This is a genomic window from Aneurinibacillus migulanus, from assembly GCF_001274715.1.
Taxonomy (GTDB): Bacteria; Bacillota; Bacilli; order Aneurinibacillales; family Aneurinibacillaceae; genus Aneurinibacillus; species Aneurinibacillus migulanus.
Map to the genome: position 1 here is coordinate 207,524 of NZ_LGUG01000013.1, position 12,686 is coordinate 220,209.

Annotated in this window: 17 protein-coding genes and 2 pseudogenes; 15 read left to right on the top strand and 4 right to left on the bottom strand. The window is 40.0% G+C overall.

Annotated features, from left to right (window positions below):
- Window positions 1–337: 337 nt before the first annotated feature.
- Window positions 338–868, bottom strand: coding sequence for an ECF transporter S component (locus AF333_RS30135; protein ID WP_043065681.1), 531 nt, complete (start codon window positions 866–868; stop codon window positions 338–340).
- A 450-nt stretch (window positions 869–1,318) separates the two neighbouring features.
- On the opposite strand from AF333_RS30135, the gene AF333_RS30140 reads away from it, so the two are divergent.
- From AF333_RS30140 to AF333_RS30160, 5 genes are all read left to right on the top strand, one after another.
- The gene (locus AF333_RS30140) at window positions 1,319–2,095 is read left to right on the top strand and encodes an amino acid ABC transporter substrate-binding protein (protein WP_043065682.1); all 777 of its coding nucleotides are present in this window, start codon (window positions 1,319–1,321) and stop codon (window positions 2,093–2,095) included.
- Window positions 2,096–2,204: 109 nt separating this feature from the next.
- Complete coding sequence (locus AF333_RS30145; RefSeq protein ID WP_043065683.1) at window positions 2,205–2,432, top strand: hypothetical protein; 228 nt, start codon at window positions 2,205–2,207, stop codon at window positions 2,430–2,432.
- A 16-nt stretch (window positions 2,433–2,448) separates the two neighbouring features.
- Window positions 2,449–3,108, top strand: coding sequence for an amino acid ABC transporter permease (locus AF333_RS30150; RefSeq protein WP_043065684.1), 660 nt, complete (start codon window positions 2,449–2,451; stop codon window positions 3,106–3,108).
- 15 nt (window positions 3,109–3,123) lie between these two features.
- A complete protein-coding gene (locus AF333_RS30155) occupies window positions 3,124–3,867 on the top strand; it encodes an amino acid ABC transporter ATP-binding protein (RefSeq protein ID WP_043065685.1) in 744 nt (247 codons plus the stop codon).
- A 414-nt stretch (window positions 3,868–4,281) separates the two neighbouring features.
- Entirely contained in the window at window positions 4,282–4,857 is a 576-nt protein-coding gene (locus tag AF333_RS30160; RefSeq protein ID WP_200907897.1) for a hypothetical protein, read from the top strand.
- A gap of 74 nt (window positions 4,858–4,931) precedes the next feature.
- Here AF333_RS30160 and AF333_RS37850 read toward each other — a convergent pair.
- Window positions 4,932–5,308 (bottom strand): annotated as a pseudogene (locus AF333_RS37850) (M20/M25/M40 family metallo-hydrolase); the annotation flags it as partial.
- Window positions 5,309–5,336: 28 nt separating this feature from the next.
- Between AF333_RS37850 and AF333_RS30165 the strand changes: the two are divergent.
- Window positions 5,337–5,606 carry a sterol carrier protein domain-containing protein gene (locus AF333_RS30165; RefSeq protein WP_043065687.1) on the top strand — a complete coding sequence of 90 codons (270 nt, stop codon included), beginning with the start codon at window positions 5,337–5,339 and terminating at the stop codon, window positions 5,604–5,606.
- Window positions 5,607–5,705: 99 nt separating this feature from the next.
- On the opposite strand, the gene AF333_RS36570 is transcribed toward AF333_RS30165, so the two are convergent.
- Window positions 5,706–5,945 carry a hypothetical protein gene (locus AF333_RS36570; RefSeq protein WP_235497066.1) on the bottom strand — a complete coding sequence of 80 codons (240 nt, stop codon included), beginning with the start codon at window positions 5,943–5,945 and terminating at the stop codon, window positions 5,706–5,708.
- Between the two features lie 33 nt (window positions 5,946–5,978).
- On the opposite strand from AF333_RS36570, the gene AF333_RS30170 reads away from it, so the two are divergent.
- From AF333_RS30170 to AF333_RS37775, 6 genes and pseudogenes are all read left to right on the top strand, one after another.
- A complete protein-coding gene (locus AF333_RS30170) occupies window positions 5,979–6,266 on the top strand; it encodes a hypothetical protein (RefSeq protein WP_043065688.1) in 288 nt (95 codons plus the stop codon).
- Between the two features lie 21 nt (window positions 6,267–6,287).
- Window positions 6,288–7,352 carry a WXG100 family type VII secretion target gene (locus AF333_RS30175; protein WP_043065689.1) on the top strand — a complete coding sequence of 355 codons (1,065 nt, stop codon included), beginning with the start codon at window positions 6,288–6,290 and terminating at the stop codon, window positions 7,350–7,352.
- 18 nt (window positions 7,353–7,370) lie between these two features.
- On the top strand, window positions 7,371–7,628 hold the full coding sequence (locus AF333_RS30180) for a hypothetical protein (protein WP_043065690.1): 258 nt from the start codon (window positions 7,371–7,373) through the stop codon (window positions 7,626–7,628).
- A 67-nt stretch (window positions 7,629–7,695) separates the two neighbouring features.
- Window positions 7,696–7,962, top strand: coding sequence for a DUF4176 domain-containing protein (locus AF333_RS30185; RefSeq protein WP_043065691.1), 267 nt, complete (start codon window positions 7,696–7,698; stop codon window positions 7,960–7,962).
- Window positions 7,963–8,129: 167 nt separating this feature from the next.
- Window positions 8,130–8,996, top strand: coding sequence for a DNA adenine methylase (locus AF333_RS30190; RefSeq protein WP_043065692.1), 867 nt, complete (start codon window positions 8,130–8,132; stop codon window positions 8,994–8,996).
- A 71-nt stretch (window positions 8,997–9,067) separates the two neighbouring features.
- Window positions 9,068–9,721, top strand: a pseudogene (locus tag AF333_RS37775) (DUF6997 domain-containing protein).
- Window positions 9,722–9,808: 87 nt separating this feature from the next.
- On the opposite strand, the gene AF333_RS30200 reads toward AF333_RS37775, so the two are convergent.
- Window positions 9,809–10,261, bottom strand: coding sequence for an Lrp/AsnC family transcriptional regulator (locus tag AF333_RS30200; protein WP_043065828.1), 453 nt, complete (start codon window positions 10,259–10,261; stop codon window positions 9,809–9,811).
- A 151-nt stretch (window positions 10,262–10,412) separates the two neighbouring features.
- Between AF333_RS30200 and AF333_RS30205 the strand changes: the two genes are divergently transcribed.
- From AF333_RS30205 to AF333_RS36575, 3 genes are all read left to right on the top strand, one after another.
- Window positions 10,413–11,639 (top strand): MFS transporter, encoded by a 1,227-nt coding sequence (locus tag AF333_RS30205; protein WP_043065693.1) that lies wholly within the window; start codon window positions 10,413–10,415, stop codon window positions 11,637–11,639.
- Between the two features lie 100 nt (window positions 11,640–11,739).
- Window positions 11,740–12,225, top strand: coding sequence for an Lrp/AsnC family transcriptional regulator (locus tag AF333_RS30210; protein WP_043065694.1), 486 nt, complete (start codon window positions 11,740–11,742; stop codon window positions 12,223–12,225).
- A gap of 24 nt (window positions 12,226–12,249) precedes the next feature.
- Window positions 12,250–12,399, top strand: a complete 150-nt coding sequence (locus AF333_RS36575) for a hypothetical protein (RefSeq protein WP_235497068.1) — start codon at window positions 12,250–12,252, stop codon at window positions 12,397–12,399.
- Window positions 12,400–12,686 lie beyond the last annotated feature (287 nt).

A 12,686-nucleotide genomic window follows, 5' to 3' on the forward strand; every position in this document is an offset into this window, starting at 1 on the left:
GTTACAGTTCAAACAGTGAGTAGAGAACCTTTCCTTTTAGACAATTTAGTTTTATAACAATAAAAATATAATTGCATTTTATATAAAAATAGAAAAGTACCCCTAGTGAAGGTTCAGCTAGAGGTACTTTTCTTCTTTTGATCTTTCAGCCGTGAATTAAACTGAATAGCCTGTTACTATTTAATATTGTATATATAAATAAATCCGTGCACATATGTGCGTAATAATCCTAGTAGGGTTTACTTCTTTTTTTCCTGATTGTTTATTACTTTTCTCTATTTTCTTTACTTGTTAACTCCAAGAATGTTTTGAAATAGTTCCAAGATATGTTTCACTCCTATATCTGTCCAGCAACTTTCTTTAAGCGTCCTGCAAGTGGTACTACAATGATACCAGCTATTACGACCTGCATAACGTTTCCAGGGATGGAGCCGATTGGCTGTATCCAGTTACTGTAAAGGATAACTTCGGTAAAATAGTAGCCCACGACTTTTATAATCAGTGCAACGACAATTGCCAGTGTGTTTACAAGTACTCTTTTGCCGGGTACCTTTTCGGATATGAGACCGGCTAAAAAGCCCATTGTACCTACGATGATGAATGTAAACGGTGCCCATGCTGCCCAACCAGAGATAAGATCGAAGAAGGCCATTCCGAAGGCGCCTGCTATGGCTCCTGTTTTTTTGCCGTAAACCAGGGCTGCTATAAAAAGAGGCACGTTACCCAGATGGATTAGGCCTCCGTTACCCATTATTGGGAGCCTTATGTTGATGAACATTGTGGCTACAAGGGTAAATGTGATGAAAAGTGCATTGATGACTATGGTTTTTGTTTTAGTTGTTTCTCTCGATGAGAATGTTGAATCCATATGATAACCTCTTTCTTTTTTCTTTAAGATATCATCATACTCCTAATCAGATATTTAATAAATACGTAATATTATTTATTTGCACAGGTACAGAATTCTAGTAATAACAGATATACGGGAGAAGTGTTTTGCAGTCAAGTCAATTATGAGCAGTGAAAATTTTAGTGTGAAAAATACTCAATACATGTGTAGTAACGTTATATTTGAATGATAAAAAATAAAGAAATATAGATAAAGAAAAGGGCACCTGCTAAGCAATTGGCAGGTGCTTTTTTCCTGCTATTATCGTCTCATCAGAAAGGATAAGAAAATTGAAGATATTTAGAGGATTTCGACCCAGAAATCACGAAAATGAATTATAAAAAGATATTTTATCATATTATCGAATTAGTGTTTTACCATGATAAAGGATAGACTCTAATAGAGCATTAATTATAGGGGGATACATAGATGAAAAGATTTGCAGCAATATTTCTTGTATTCGGTATGATTATATCAATCATTGCCGGATGCTCTAGTGCTAGTAGCAGCAGCACTGACAAAAAATTAGTTATCGGTGTGGATGATCAATTTGCCCCGATGGGATTTCGTGATGAGAAAAACGAACTCGTTGGTTTTGATATCGATTATGCCAGGGCAGCCGGTGAAAAAATGGGATACGAAGTTGTATTTCAGCCAATAGACTGGAAGGCAAAGGAATCCGAACTTAGTAGCGGACGAATTGATTTGATTTGGAATGGCTATACGATTAATGAAACACGAAAAAAGCAGGTATTGTTTACAAAACCATATTTGAAAAATGCTCAAATTGTAGTCACACTGACGAAATCAAACATTAGTAAATTAGACGATTTAGCAGGAAAAAATGTAGGACTTCAAGCATTATCCTCTGCACAGGAAGCATTAAATGGAAGTACAGTAAAGTCGAAAATCAAAACCGTATCCGAGTATAAAGATAATGTTTTGGCATTAAGTGATTTGAAAATTGGACGTGTTGATGCGGTTGTTATTGATGAAGTCGTTGCCAAATACTACATGTCTAAGGAAAAAGATACATTCAAGATTCTAGATGAATCACTTGCGCCAGAAGAGTATGGAGTCGGCGTGAAAAAAGGCAATGAAAAATTGCTGAACGAATTGCAAAAAGCACTGGATGAGATTAACAAGGATGGCACTGCCGCAAAAATCTCTGAAAAGTGGTTTGGTGAAGATAAAGTATTGAAATAAAGTAAATGATATGATAAATCAAAATCCGGATTTTTTCCAAAAGATCCGGTTTTCTTCATGGATAAGAAAGTATATAAATTACACTTGATAGTTTGACAGGGTAGCGTGGTTGGAAGTAGGCGATTCAGAAAAAGAAGAGATTGGATGCGCCCTGCGATCCAGCAGAAGAAAGGCCAGCGTGTCTTTTTCCGACCGCCCTTCCTTCTTTTCTTCCCTCTCACCACAAGAATTTGTCGATTTATCAAATCAGATGTATATAAATGTCGCTGTAAAGGGGGAAAGCATCATCCGCTTTCTTCCGGTTGTATTACTCGAAAAACCCGCGAGTTTTTCTTAATGAGGAGCATATGACGATGAGCATTGATTACATATTGAATATTACGGGCTCCATGTTAGAAGGGGCACAAATGACGATCCTCTTATTTCTAATCGCCATTGTTGCCGCAATTCCACTGGGGTTTGTTTTGACCTTGATGGCAAATAGTACGAGCAAGCTTATCTCCTGGTTTGCGAATAGTTATATTTATGTGATGCGTGGCACTCCGTTATTATTGCAGTTGCTGTTTATCTGCTTCGGACTGCCCCTTATCCCGATTATCGGCGACTATCTCATTATGGATAGATTTGTCGCTGCTTGCCTGGGCTTCATTCTGAACTATGCGGCTTACTTTGCTGAGATCTTTAGAGGCGGTCTTTTGGCGATTGATAAGGGACAATATGAGGCTTCACAGGTGTTGGGATTAAGCAGATGGCAAACAACAACGAAGGTAATCCTGCCGCAAATGTTCCGTGTCGCGTTGCCTGCAGTTTCTAATGAATCGATAACGCTCGTAAAGGATACGGCGCTTTTATACGCAGTTGCGGTTCCAGAGCTATTGCATTTTGCGCAAACGGCTGTGAATCGTGACTTTACGATTGTTCCTTTTGTTATAGCAGGTGTCATTTATTTGCTAATGACCCTTGTTTTGACACTGCTTTTTAAGCAGCTTGAGAAAAAGTTCAAATTTGAATAAAAGGACTGGCATGAAATGGCGATCATTGAAGTTTCAAATGTAAAAAAGTCTTTTGGCAATGTAGATGTACTTAAAAATATTACATTTACTGTAGATAAAAGCGAAGTTGTTGCGGTTATAGGTCCCTCAGGCTCTGGAAAGAGTACGATGCTTAGAAGCCTGATCCACCTTGAGCATGTAAATGATGGAAGCATTTGTGTTCAAGGCGATTATCTTGTAAAAGACGGTATATATGCGAACAGTCAAGATATAAAACAAATTACCTCAAAAATGGGAATGGTGTTTCAACATTTTAATCTATTTCCCCATCTCACTGTGAAGGAAAATCTGGAGCTTGCCCCGAGGTATGTAAAGAAGGGATCGAAAGAGGAGATAAGCAAAAAAAGCAGAGAGCTCTTAGAAAAGGTTGGATTATCTACGAAAGCTGATGTGTATCCTGCCAGGCTCTCAGGCGGTCAAAAACAACGGGTAGCGATTGCCCGTGCATTGATGATGAACCCCGATATTATCCTTTTTGATGAACCGACATCAGCCCTTGATCCGGAGCTGACGGGTGAGGTATTACAGGTTATCAAGCAGCTTGCAGAAGAGCATATGACAATGATTGTCGTTACGCATGAAATGGGTTTTGCTAAAGAAGTAGCAAACAAAATTATGTTTGTAGACAACGGTGAAATTCTAGAATCAGGCAAACCTGAACAAATATTTACCAATCCGCAATTTGATAGAACGAGAGCATTTATAAACACAGTTTTATAAAAAATTTGCGAGACGTGTATAAGTTATGAATAGCAAACCAGCGTTATTAAGGTAGAGAGTATGATAGGGAATTAAAAGCTACGAATTTGAATGGGTAGTTTTACAAGTCCTTTGGGAGAAATCCTAAAGGGCTCTTTTATTTTTTGTATTGGAAAGACAGTAGGAAGAGATATCGTTTCTCTATCATGGATAATTAGAATTTATCTTAACTTTATATGAGGTAAATGGTAATATGACTAAATTTATGACGTCGGTCACTATTTTGTGACTGTTCATTACCATATAATTCTAATTAGTTACAAATTAAGGGAGGTAATAACGTGAGCCAACAATATTCAGTAGTTTTTGTAAACAATTCAACAAACCTTGGAGATGTATGTGTATTTCAAAAAGATCCTAATATTGGGGTTGCGAATGTACAGTCTCTCGCATGGTTTACAAAAACAACGCATCCTAACACAAGGTTTTAAATGGAATATTGATTACAGTTTTGTTTGGGCTGAAACAGGCGAGCTTGTCCCTGGCGTTCAATTCATCGCAAGTGAAGTGCTAAATGCTGACTTAACACAGAACAATGCGGTTAATCTCTCTTATGTAAGTAACGCATACACATTTACAAAGCAAAAGACGGAACAGCCACTCGGCAGTCTCTTGATACACCAGGATGCAAATATTCCCCTCAAACAAGCTTCTGTAGGGATAGGGATGTCTGGAAACGGCACATTCGCAGTACAAGCCCAACCTAACCTGGATTTAACATTTACTCCTCATCCGAAGTATTACATTTCATTTGGAACATTTACAGAGGGGGAAGTGCTAGACATAGCACAAATGACTAAGTTTGCAGAACTCAAGTTTGATCCGGGTGTTTATTCAATCACAGCTATATTAAATGCAGATAACACATGGACAGTTAAATCCACGAATCAGGCGAATGAAGAATTTGTAGCAGCACGGGCGAATAATCCGACTGCCCAACGGCTTCTATAGACGTACAAAAAGTAGCCCTTCTGCCAAAACAGGCAGGAGGGCTTTACTTTTGTTATGTGGTTTTAACGGCTTGTTTACCTGTACGGGATCGGACGGCCATGCTGTTCAAAAGTAGTCAGGACAGCCCTCGTCAGTATTTCGATACCATCGAGTAGTGCTTCTCGATCGAAGCTCATATGTGGGTTGTGTAATCCGGGTTTCAAATCACACCCCAAACCGAGCATGGTTGCTTTGAGATGAGGTCGCTCTTTGGTGTAATAATGAAAATCCTCTGCCCATGGTGTGTGTAACAATAGGAGATTCTAGTCGTTCACTCCCCAGCGTTCATCTGAGTCATTTTTGCTGAGTAGGGTTCAAGTGGATTGAGATAGATACCTTTGATTTGTTCTACAATAGCTGTCCCTACTTCAATTGCGTTGGTTCCTAAGTGGGGGCGGGCTCCGTGTGCATCCATTAAGGAAACGATTGCACCTTATTATATGGCCCGTATTGTGGATCTCAGACTTTTTCTGGAGAAATACCCGTTTCAGTCCCAAGAAGCAGATTGCCAATTAACGTTCACTCTGCATGATCCAATGCTTGAATGGAATCAGGGGACATTTACATTGGCGGTGGATAAAGAGGGAAAAGGCCATCTGACAGAAGGTGGCGCTAATGCTACTGTTGCATTGGAACGGATATTTAAATTTTTACCCTTGTGGAGACCTGATCTCTCCCAGGGGTATTTTTCTATATATTGGATAGGTTGAGCAAAAAGAATTATATAAGTACAAGGAAAAAAGGAAGGTGTTCACATGTTTTTATCTTAATAACGTAGTAAAAATCCCTTAATTTTCCCATGTAGCTAACTAGGTCTCTATTTTAGTAGAAAAGGAATGTTGTATAATTTTTCTAATGGAAAAATGATTTATATAAATTACACTTGATATTTTGACATGGTAACGTGGTTGGAAGTAGGAGAGGTGGGGAAAGAAGAGGGTGGATACGCCCTGCGCCCCGGCAGAAAAAAGGCAAACGCGTTTTTTTTCAACCTCTAATTTTTTCATTCTTTTCTTACCTCTCACCACAAGAATTTGTCGATTTATCAAATCAGATGTATATAGATATTGGAGGAAATAGCATTGGGCCAGATGAGAATATTAGCAGAGTTGGCCTCACAAGTCGCTTCTGAACTTCAAGGTATAGGTGAAGAGTATGAAGCGTCGGGAAGCCGTGCTGCAACAGTTATGACAAATGTGCAGCAGGGATGGCAAACAACGGCGAAGGATAAAGTGAATGCATTGTATCAGGAAGCAGAAATGTCTTATAAGTTTGCGCGTCAATATATTGATGAGACGTGCACCATGTTGCGGCAGCTTGCGATATATGCTGAGCAGCTGGCAATGCAGGAAGAGCAGAAGAATAAATAGAGAGAAACAGGAGAAACGGATATGAGCGCAAATTCCCTTACTATTACACCTTCCCGCATAAAGGATGCAGCCGGACGATTGGGCTATGAGATAAACGGACTGGAGCATATTGCATCCAAGATGGGTACATACGGCTTTTCCATGGCACGCCTCACTGCAGTTCCTACAGGAGACAACGTACAAGCGGTATACGAGCAAGCGCTCCGTATGATGAAAAAGCACATTGAACAGATGCGCTATATCGAGGAACGATTGCATGAGGTAGCTGACAATTTTCAGGAAGCTGACGAAATGGCTGTACAATGGGAGCAGCCCTCGATAGACACATTCCAGCGTTCCTCTTCTATGACATTCGCTCCGGTAGCCGCCATGCATAACTCGCCCCTGGCAATGCTATATGGAGTACCACCGATGTTTTCCCGGGATATAAGCTGGCAGGGACGAGCGTATTCTTTCATGCCATTAACATCTGCAACAACGACGAAGACAAGGACATCGGTACCGAAAAAAGAAAATGTTCCTTTCTGGGATACGCCTGGTATTGGAAACTTTAAAGACGAATTTAAGTTTAATAAGGATCAGTTAAGTTATAAAGCAGAAGGCAGCTTTCTTGATACGGCCCCATTAGCAGGCGGAAAAAAGATGCCATTGAATGCAAGGATTTTGACGGGCGCAGGGGAGATGAATATTCCCATTAGCGACAAACAATTGGTTAAGGATCTGGCTACAGGCTCCTTTATTGGCGGTAAAGCTGAAGTGAGTGCATTTGAGAGTACGCTTAAGCATGATGACATTGAAGCCAAGCTGAAGGTAGGAACAGCAGAAGCCAAGGCAGGGATTGAGAATTACAGCGTCGGGGCAGGAGCGGAAGCGAGTGCGGTTAAATTAGAAACAAAGAAAAAGCTCTTTACGTTCTTTGGCTATTCCCCCCTTGAGGAATGGTTTGGCATCAGCCCTTATGTGGGCGTGGATATATCGTTGGGTGGGACTGGCGTTAGCGCAAGCGTAGGCTTGCAAAATGAAGTATATGCAGCGGATGGAATCGGTGTAGGGGTGAAGTTTGGCGTTGACATCAAAGATGATTAGCAGCATAGGGAGGATGGAATGAGTAACGGTAAAGATGCGAAAGTATTTTTTCTAGAACGGATATACAAAGCAATCCCGTTGTTTGCGCTCATCATGACGATAGCGGGTACTGTCATGATTTTTCTTGCCATGAGACATGCGGAAAATGCTGACCAGGAAAAAATGATCATTATCGCGATGGCAGCAGTTTTTTATTTACCTAGTCTTGTGCTTTATTTAATTCGCATTTTTTATTTAAAAGGCAAGATTATCTCGATCAAAAGCAAGCGGGAATAAGCGCATGAAAAAGATGATAGCAATATGTATGTTCATTTCATTACTGATAGCTGGAGGATGTTCTACGATGAAAGAAGAGATAGATGTAAATAAGCTGCTTCCTATCGGAAGTGTTGTAAAATTAAAAGAGGTAGAGAAGCCTGTCATGATCTACGGACGTAAGCAAAAGCAAACTTCTACAAAAAGAGAGTATGACTATGTTGCCGTGCCTTACCCTGAAGGCAATATTAGTGAAGAATATAACGTATTTTTTAATCGAAATATGATTAAAGAAGTTTTGCATAAAGGTTGCGAAACAGAGGAAGAGCAAAAGCTTCGTCAAGAGTTAGAATAATGGTGTCAGGACCCTTCCTAACATACGGAAGGGTTTTTGTTTTATTGGTAGAACTATAAATAAAGGATACGAACGTATTTTCTGTTACTGCACTATGGCGCTTGGTTTTATGATAAAATGGCTCATGGTATTCGTGAAGAAAGCATACGAAGCAAGGAGAATACATAATGGCTGAAACGACTGTAGTACAACCATTTTTAAAGTGGGCAGGAGGCAAGAGACAGCTTCTTCCTGAAATAAGAAAATATATTCCGAAACATTTTACCCACTACTATGAACCGTTTATAGGGGCAGGAGCTGTTTTATTCGACTTGAAGCCTCATAACGCGACGATAAATGATGTGAACGCCGAATTAATTAATGTGTACAATGTGATTCGAACAGATGTTGATAACCTTGTCCGCGATTTACAAAAGCATCAGAATAATCCAGAGTATTTTTATGAAATAAGAGCACTGGATAGAACCGAAGCGTATCATCATCTTTCACCGCTACAAAGAGCGTCGCGGTTAATTTATCTCAATAAGACGTGCTATAACGGCTTGTTCAGAGTAAACAGTAAGGGACAGTTTAACGTTCCTTTCGGAAAATATAAAAATCCTTCTATCGTGAATGAGGACGTGTTGAGAGTTGTAAGCGATTATTTGAACAATAATCATGTAACAATCTTAAATGAAGACTTTGAGGAAGCCGTTCAAAATGCAGGAGAAGGAGATTTGGTGTATTTCGATCCCCCATATGATCCGGTTTCAGAAACCTCTTCCTTCACAAGCTATTCAAATGAGGGTTTCACGAGGGACGACCAGACACGTTTACGGGACTTGTATTTGGAATTGCATAAGAGAGGGTGTTATGTGCTATTAAGCAATAGTGATACTCCGTTTATAAATGAGGTTTACCAGGAACTGCATACATCAAATCCTGAGATCTGCATCAAAAAAGTACAGGCCAGCCGAGCCATTAATTCTCAAGGAGCGAAGCGGGGGAAAATTAACGAGGTACTGGTGGTAAACTTTGGCGAAGGCAAAGAATGATAAAGCAAGGGAAACGATATGCGACGATTACGACATTGTAAAGATTGTTGAAGAAAAAGGGCTTTATGAAATTGAAGCAGAGACAATTTGTAGGTGAAGAAACGAAGCATACAGTAAGCGGGAGAATGGGTTCGGGGCAGTTCGAGTATGAGGTGGAGAACGCCGAAGGTTATAGAAAACATGTAAAAGTAAAAGGGGCTCAAATAGAGATTGACGGCGGATATTAAGGCAACACGAAGTTTGCCTTAATCGAAGCGAAAAAAGAAACGGCCAGTGATTTTAATATAAGACAGCTTTTTTATCCTTATCGTGTATGGAAGAATAAAATCAATAAAGAAATCGTCCCCATTTTCTTTACGCATAGTAATGATGTGCTTTCTTTTTTCATGTACACATTTGAGGATGAACGTGTATTTAGCTCCTGTACGTTAGTTAAACAAAAAGATTATATCGTGGCCCATGATAAAATCACTAAATACGATATAGATGTCGTCGCTAAAAATGCTAACCAATTTGTGGAGGAGCCTGAGGTTCCATTTCCACAAGCGGATAGCTTTGAGAGAGTTGTGGATCTTCTGGGGTTATTATTCGAAGCCGATATGAGCAAGGATGAAGTGATGCTGACATTGAATGAAGAAGGAGGGCGTGTCATGTCGCTTCTATATCGTTTGAAGTATTTGACTCTAGCTGAGAAAATACTTGAGCATCATTATCGGATGGGTTAAATGGATAGCCAAACAGCTAAATAAAGCCTAAGAGCAGCGGAAACGCTGCTCTTTTTTCATGGACGAGCGGCAATGCCTGCGAGTTTTTTAGGTGTCTGACTTATCATCATTAGGCAGAACACAACGATATCGTATCGGTGACGAGAGAACGATCGATGTATTAACGCGTCCGTAAGGTGTAAGTTTGTCTACAAATAACCCGAGGCTTTCCATATTGGCTACAGCCGCTTTCATAAAGTAACTCGCTGTACCTGTTACTCGATGACATTCCAGAATATCGGGAATATCTTCAACTACTTGTTCAAATTCGCGACAGCCTGCTTTAAGATCGCTGATTTGAACAAAAACAACTACGCTTCGACCAACCGCCTCTGGAAATACCCGTGCGGTAAACCCGTCAATAATGCCCTCTTCTTGTAATCGATACAAACGTTCGGAAACGCTTGGTCGGCTTAAGGACATTTTTTTGGATAGTTCACTTATCGTCATGCGCCCTTCCGATTGCAAAAGTTCAAGAAGTTTACTATCTAACTCATCCATTGTATCACCGTTTTCAAAATGATATTCGTTAACCCAATAATACTTCAAAATGGAGGCCAAGATTAGATACTTCCTGCTTTCTGATATGCAATTCCTTATTAGAATTTCTTATCATATAGCGTAATGAATGTAGTGAAAAGAGGTATAAGAAATGAAGAGAATACATTATGCGTGGATGATTCTTGGTTTAACCTTCTTGTCTTTGCTTACCGTACAAGGGTTCCGTTCTTCATTTGGCGCGTTCATCCTTCCATGGGAAAGTGAGTTTTCAACGACCAGAGGAATGATTTCGTTACTTGCATTAGTAAGCTTCATTGTTTATGGACTTTCCCAGCCTGTTATCGGTCGCTTGATTGATAAAGTAGGAGTTCGCAAAATTCTGTCCTTAGGTACGTTGCTGGTTGGAATAAGCGCCATCCTTACTTTCTTTGTAACATCTTCGTTGCAGTTGTTTCTATTGTATGGGGTGATCGCTTCCATCGGGTTTGGAGGAGTCTCAGGGGTTGCTGCTTCTGTAGCTGTGACGAACTGGTTTCAGGAGAAGAGAGGCCTTGCTCTCGGTATCATAACGGCCGGGACAAGTGCGGGTCAATTCGTTCTTGTGCCAACCAGTCTATTTCTGATCGAGTGGGTAGGGTGGAAAACAACGATTGTAAGCCTGGGTATTTTTTTAAGTGCAATCGTGTTTCCGATTCTCTTTATTTGTCTTCGGGATTATCCGGAAGAAAAGGGAATACAAAGGTATGGTGAAGAGAAGAGCGAAGTTTTGGAAAGCGAGAATCCCGTAAACGAAACAGGAGCTTTTCTTTATGTCATGAAAACCCGAAGCTTTTGGTGTCTTGCTATCCCGTATTTTATATGTGGGTATACAACCATAGGATTGATGGATACTCATTTTATACCTTTTACCCACTATTGCGGTTATTCTACCAAAGTGGCGAGTGTAACCGTGAGCTTGCTGGCAGGATTCAATATTGTTGGAACAGTGCTTTCAGGGCAAATTGCCGATCACTGGAACAATAAGAAATTCCTCATCTTATTGTACGTTGTTAGGGCATTATCAATTGTTTTGTTACTTATACCCAATCAGCCGTATTTTCTTCTGATTTTTGCTTGTTTGTTTGGTCTCGTTAACTTTGCAACGGTAGCTCCTACATCGATGCTGGCAGTCCATTATTTCAAGCAATATTCAGTTGGCTTCGTATTAGGATTATTGTCGTTAAGCCATCAATTAGGTTCAGCGCTTGGTGCATATCTCCCAGGCTTATTATATGATGTGACGGGCAATTATAACGTTGCATTCACTTCTTCTATTGTACTCTTGATTGCGGCAGCTCTCACAAGTATTGGCCTCCCTAACGGGCATAAGAGGGTGTAACTTTAGTACTGTAGATGCAAAACATATAAATTTTGCAACTTATTTGTATTTTATCCGATATACTATTACAAATATAAATCGGAAAAAGTGGGGAACAACAATGAAGGAACTAGATCAGCTAGATAAGGAAATCATTATGATGTTACAAGAAGATGCCCGTCACTCATACACTTCTATTGCTCAAAGATTGAACGTTAGCGAGGGAACCGTTCGGATCAGAGTTAATAAGATGCTAGAGGAAGAGGTGTTTGAGTTTGTCATACATAGCAATCCTGAAAAAATCGGGCTGGACGTATCAGCCATCATTTCGATATGTACGGAACTTGGATATCAAGAGAGCGTAGCAAAAGAGCTAAATAAGCAATCTGAAGTAAGGTTTGTGGGAGCATTTTCAGGTTTGTATGATTTAATTATTCAGGCATACTTTGCTTCTAATGATAAGCTTGTAGAATTTATCAATCAAAAATTAGGGAATATCGAAGGAATTTCTTCCGTTAGCGTATCTATTGAGTTGAAGCAGTACAAGGACTGCTTTAGCTACGCCAACTTTAGAAAAGAAGAGAACAGGTTCGTTTCAAATGCGTAACAGGTATAGCTATATACATCTGATTTGATACATCGACAAATTCTTGTGGTGACAGGGAAGAACAGAAGGAAGGGCGGTGGGCGGGAGCGGTCGGAAAAAGACGAGGGAGCACGCCGATGCGTGCATCTTATTCCTTCCAATCTATGGATAATCAACAGGTGTGATAGAAAATAAAAAAAGCCCCTTCAGTAAGACACGAAGGGGCAAATGAGAGTAAGACTTAGCTACGCCTTTCCATACGTAGGAAAGGGCGAAAAGGTTACATACAAAAAGCGCCCTCTACCGGCTGTCAACGGTAAAGGGCAGGTTTAGGAGGTTACTCTCCTTTATACGACGACCACAGCCAAAAAGTTACAAAAAAAATCCTAATGCTTTTGCCTTATTTCTACATAAATTTGTTGATTTTTTTAAGAAAGTGATCTTGGTCAATCTGATTTTTTATGATATATTCTTTTTGTATC

Coding starts and splice junctions, on each gene's coding strand:
- AF333_RS30135 (WP_043065681.1), bottom strand. CDS start 868: ATGGATTCAACATTCTCATCGAGAGAAACAACTAAAACAAAAACCATA.
- AF333_RS30140 (WP_043065682.1), top strand. CDS start 1,319: ATGAAAAGATTTGCAGCAATATTTCTTGTATTCGGTATGATTATATCA.
- AF333_RS30150 (WP_043065684.1), top strand. CDS start 2,449: ATGAGCATTGATTACATATTGAATATTACGGGCTCCATGTTAGAAGGG.
- AF333_RS30155 (WP_043065685.1), top strand. CDS start 3,124: ATGGCGATCATTGAAGTTTCAAATGTAAAAAAGTCTTTTGGCAATGTA.
- AF333_RS30160 (WP_200907897.1), top strand. CDS start 4,282: ATGTACAGTCTCTCGCATGGTTTACAAAAACAACGCATCCTAACACAA.
- AF333_RS30165 (WP_043065687.1), top strand. CDS start 5,337: ATGGCCCGTATTGTGGATCTCAGACTTTTTCTGGAGAAATACCCGTTT.
- AF333_RS30175 (WP_043065689.1), top strand. CDS start 6,288: ATGAGCGCAAATTCCCTTACTATTACACCTTCCCGCATAAAGGATGCA.
- AF333_RS30180 (WP_043065690.1), top strand. CDS start 7,371: ATGAGTAACGGTAAAGATGCGAAAGTATTTTTTCTAGAACGGATATAC.
- AF333_RS30185 (WP_043065691.1), top strand. CDS start 7,696: ATGAAAGAAGAGATAGATGTAAATAAGCTGCTTCCTATCGGAAGTGTT.
- AF333_RS30190 (WP_043065692.1), top strand. CDS start 8,130: ATGGCTGAAACGACTGTAGTACAACCATTTTTAAAGTGGGCAGGAGGC.
- AF333_RS30200 (WP_043065828.1), bottom strand. CDS start 10,261: ATGGATGAGTTAGATAGTAAACTTCTTGAACTTTTGCAATCGGAAGGG.
- AF333_RS30205 (WP_043065693.1), top strand. CDS start 10,413: ATGAAGAGAATACATTATGCGTGGATGATTCTTGGTTTAACCTTCTTG.
- AF333_RS30210 (WP_043065694.1), top strand. CDS start 11,740: ATGAAGGAACTAGATCAGCTAGATAAGGAAATCATTATGATGTTACAA.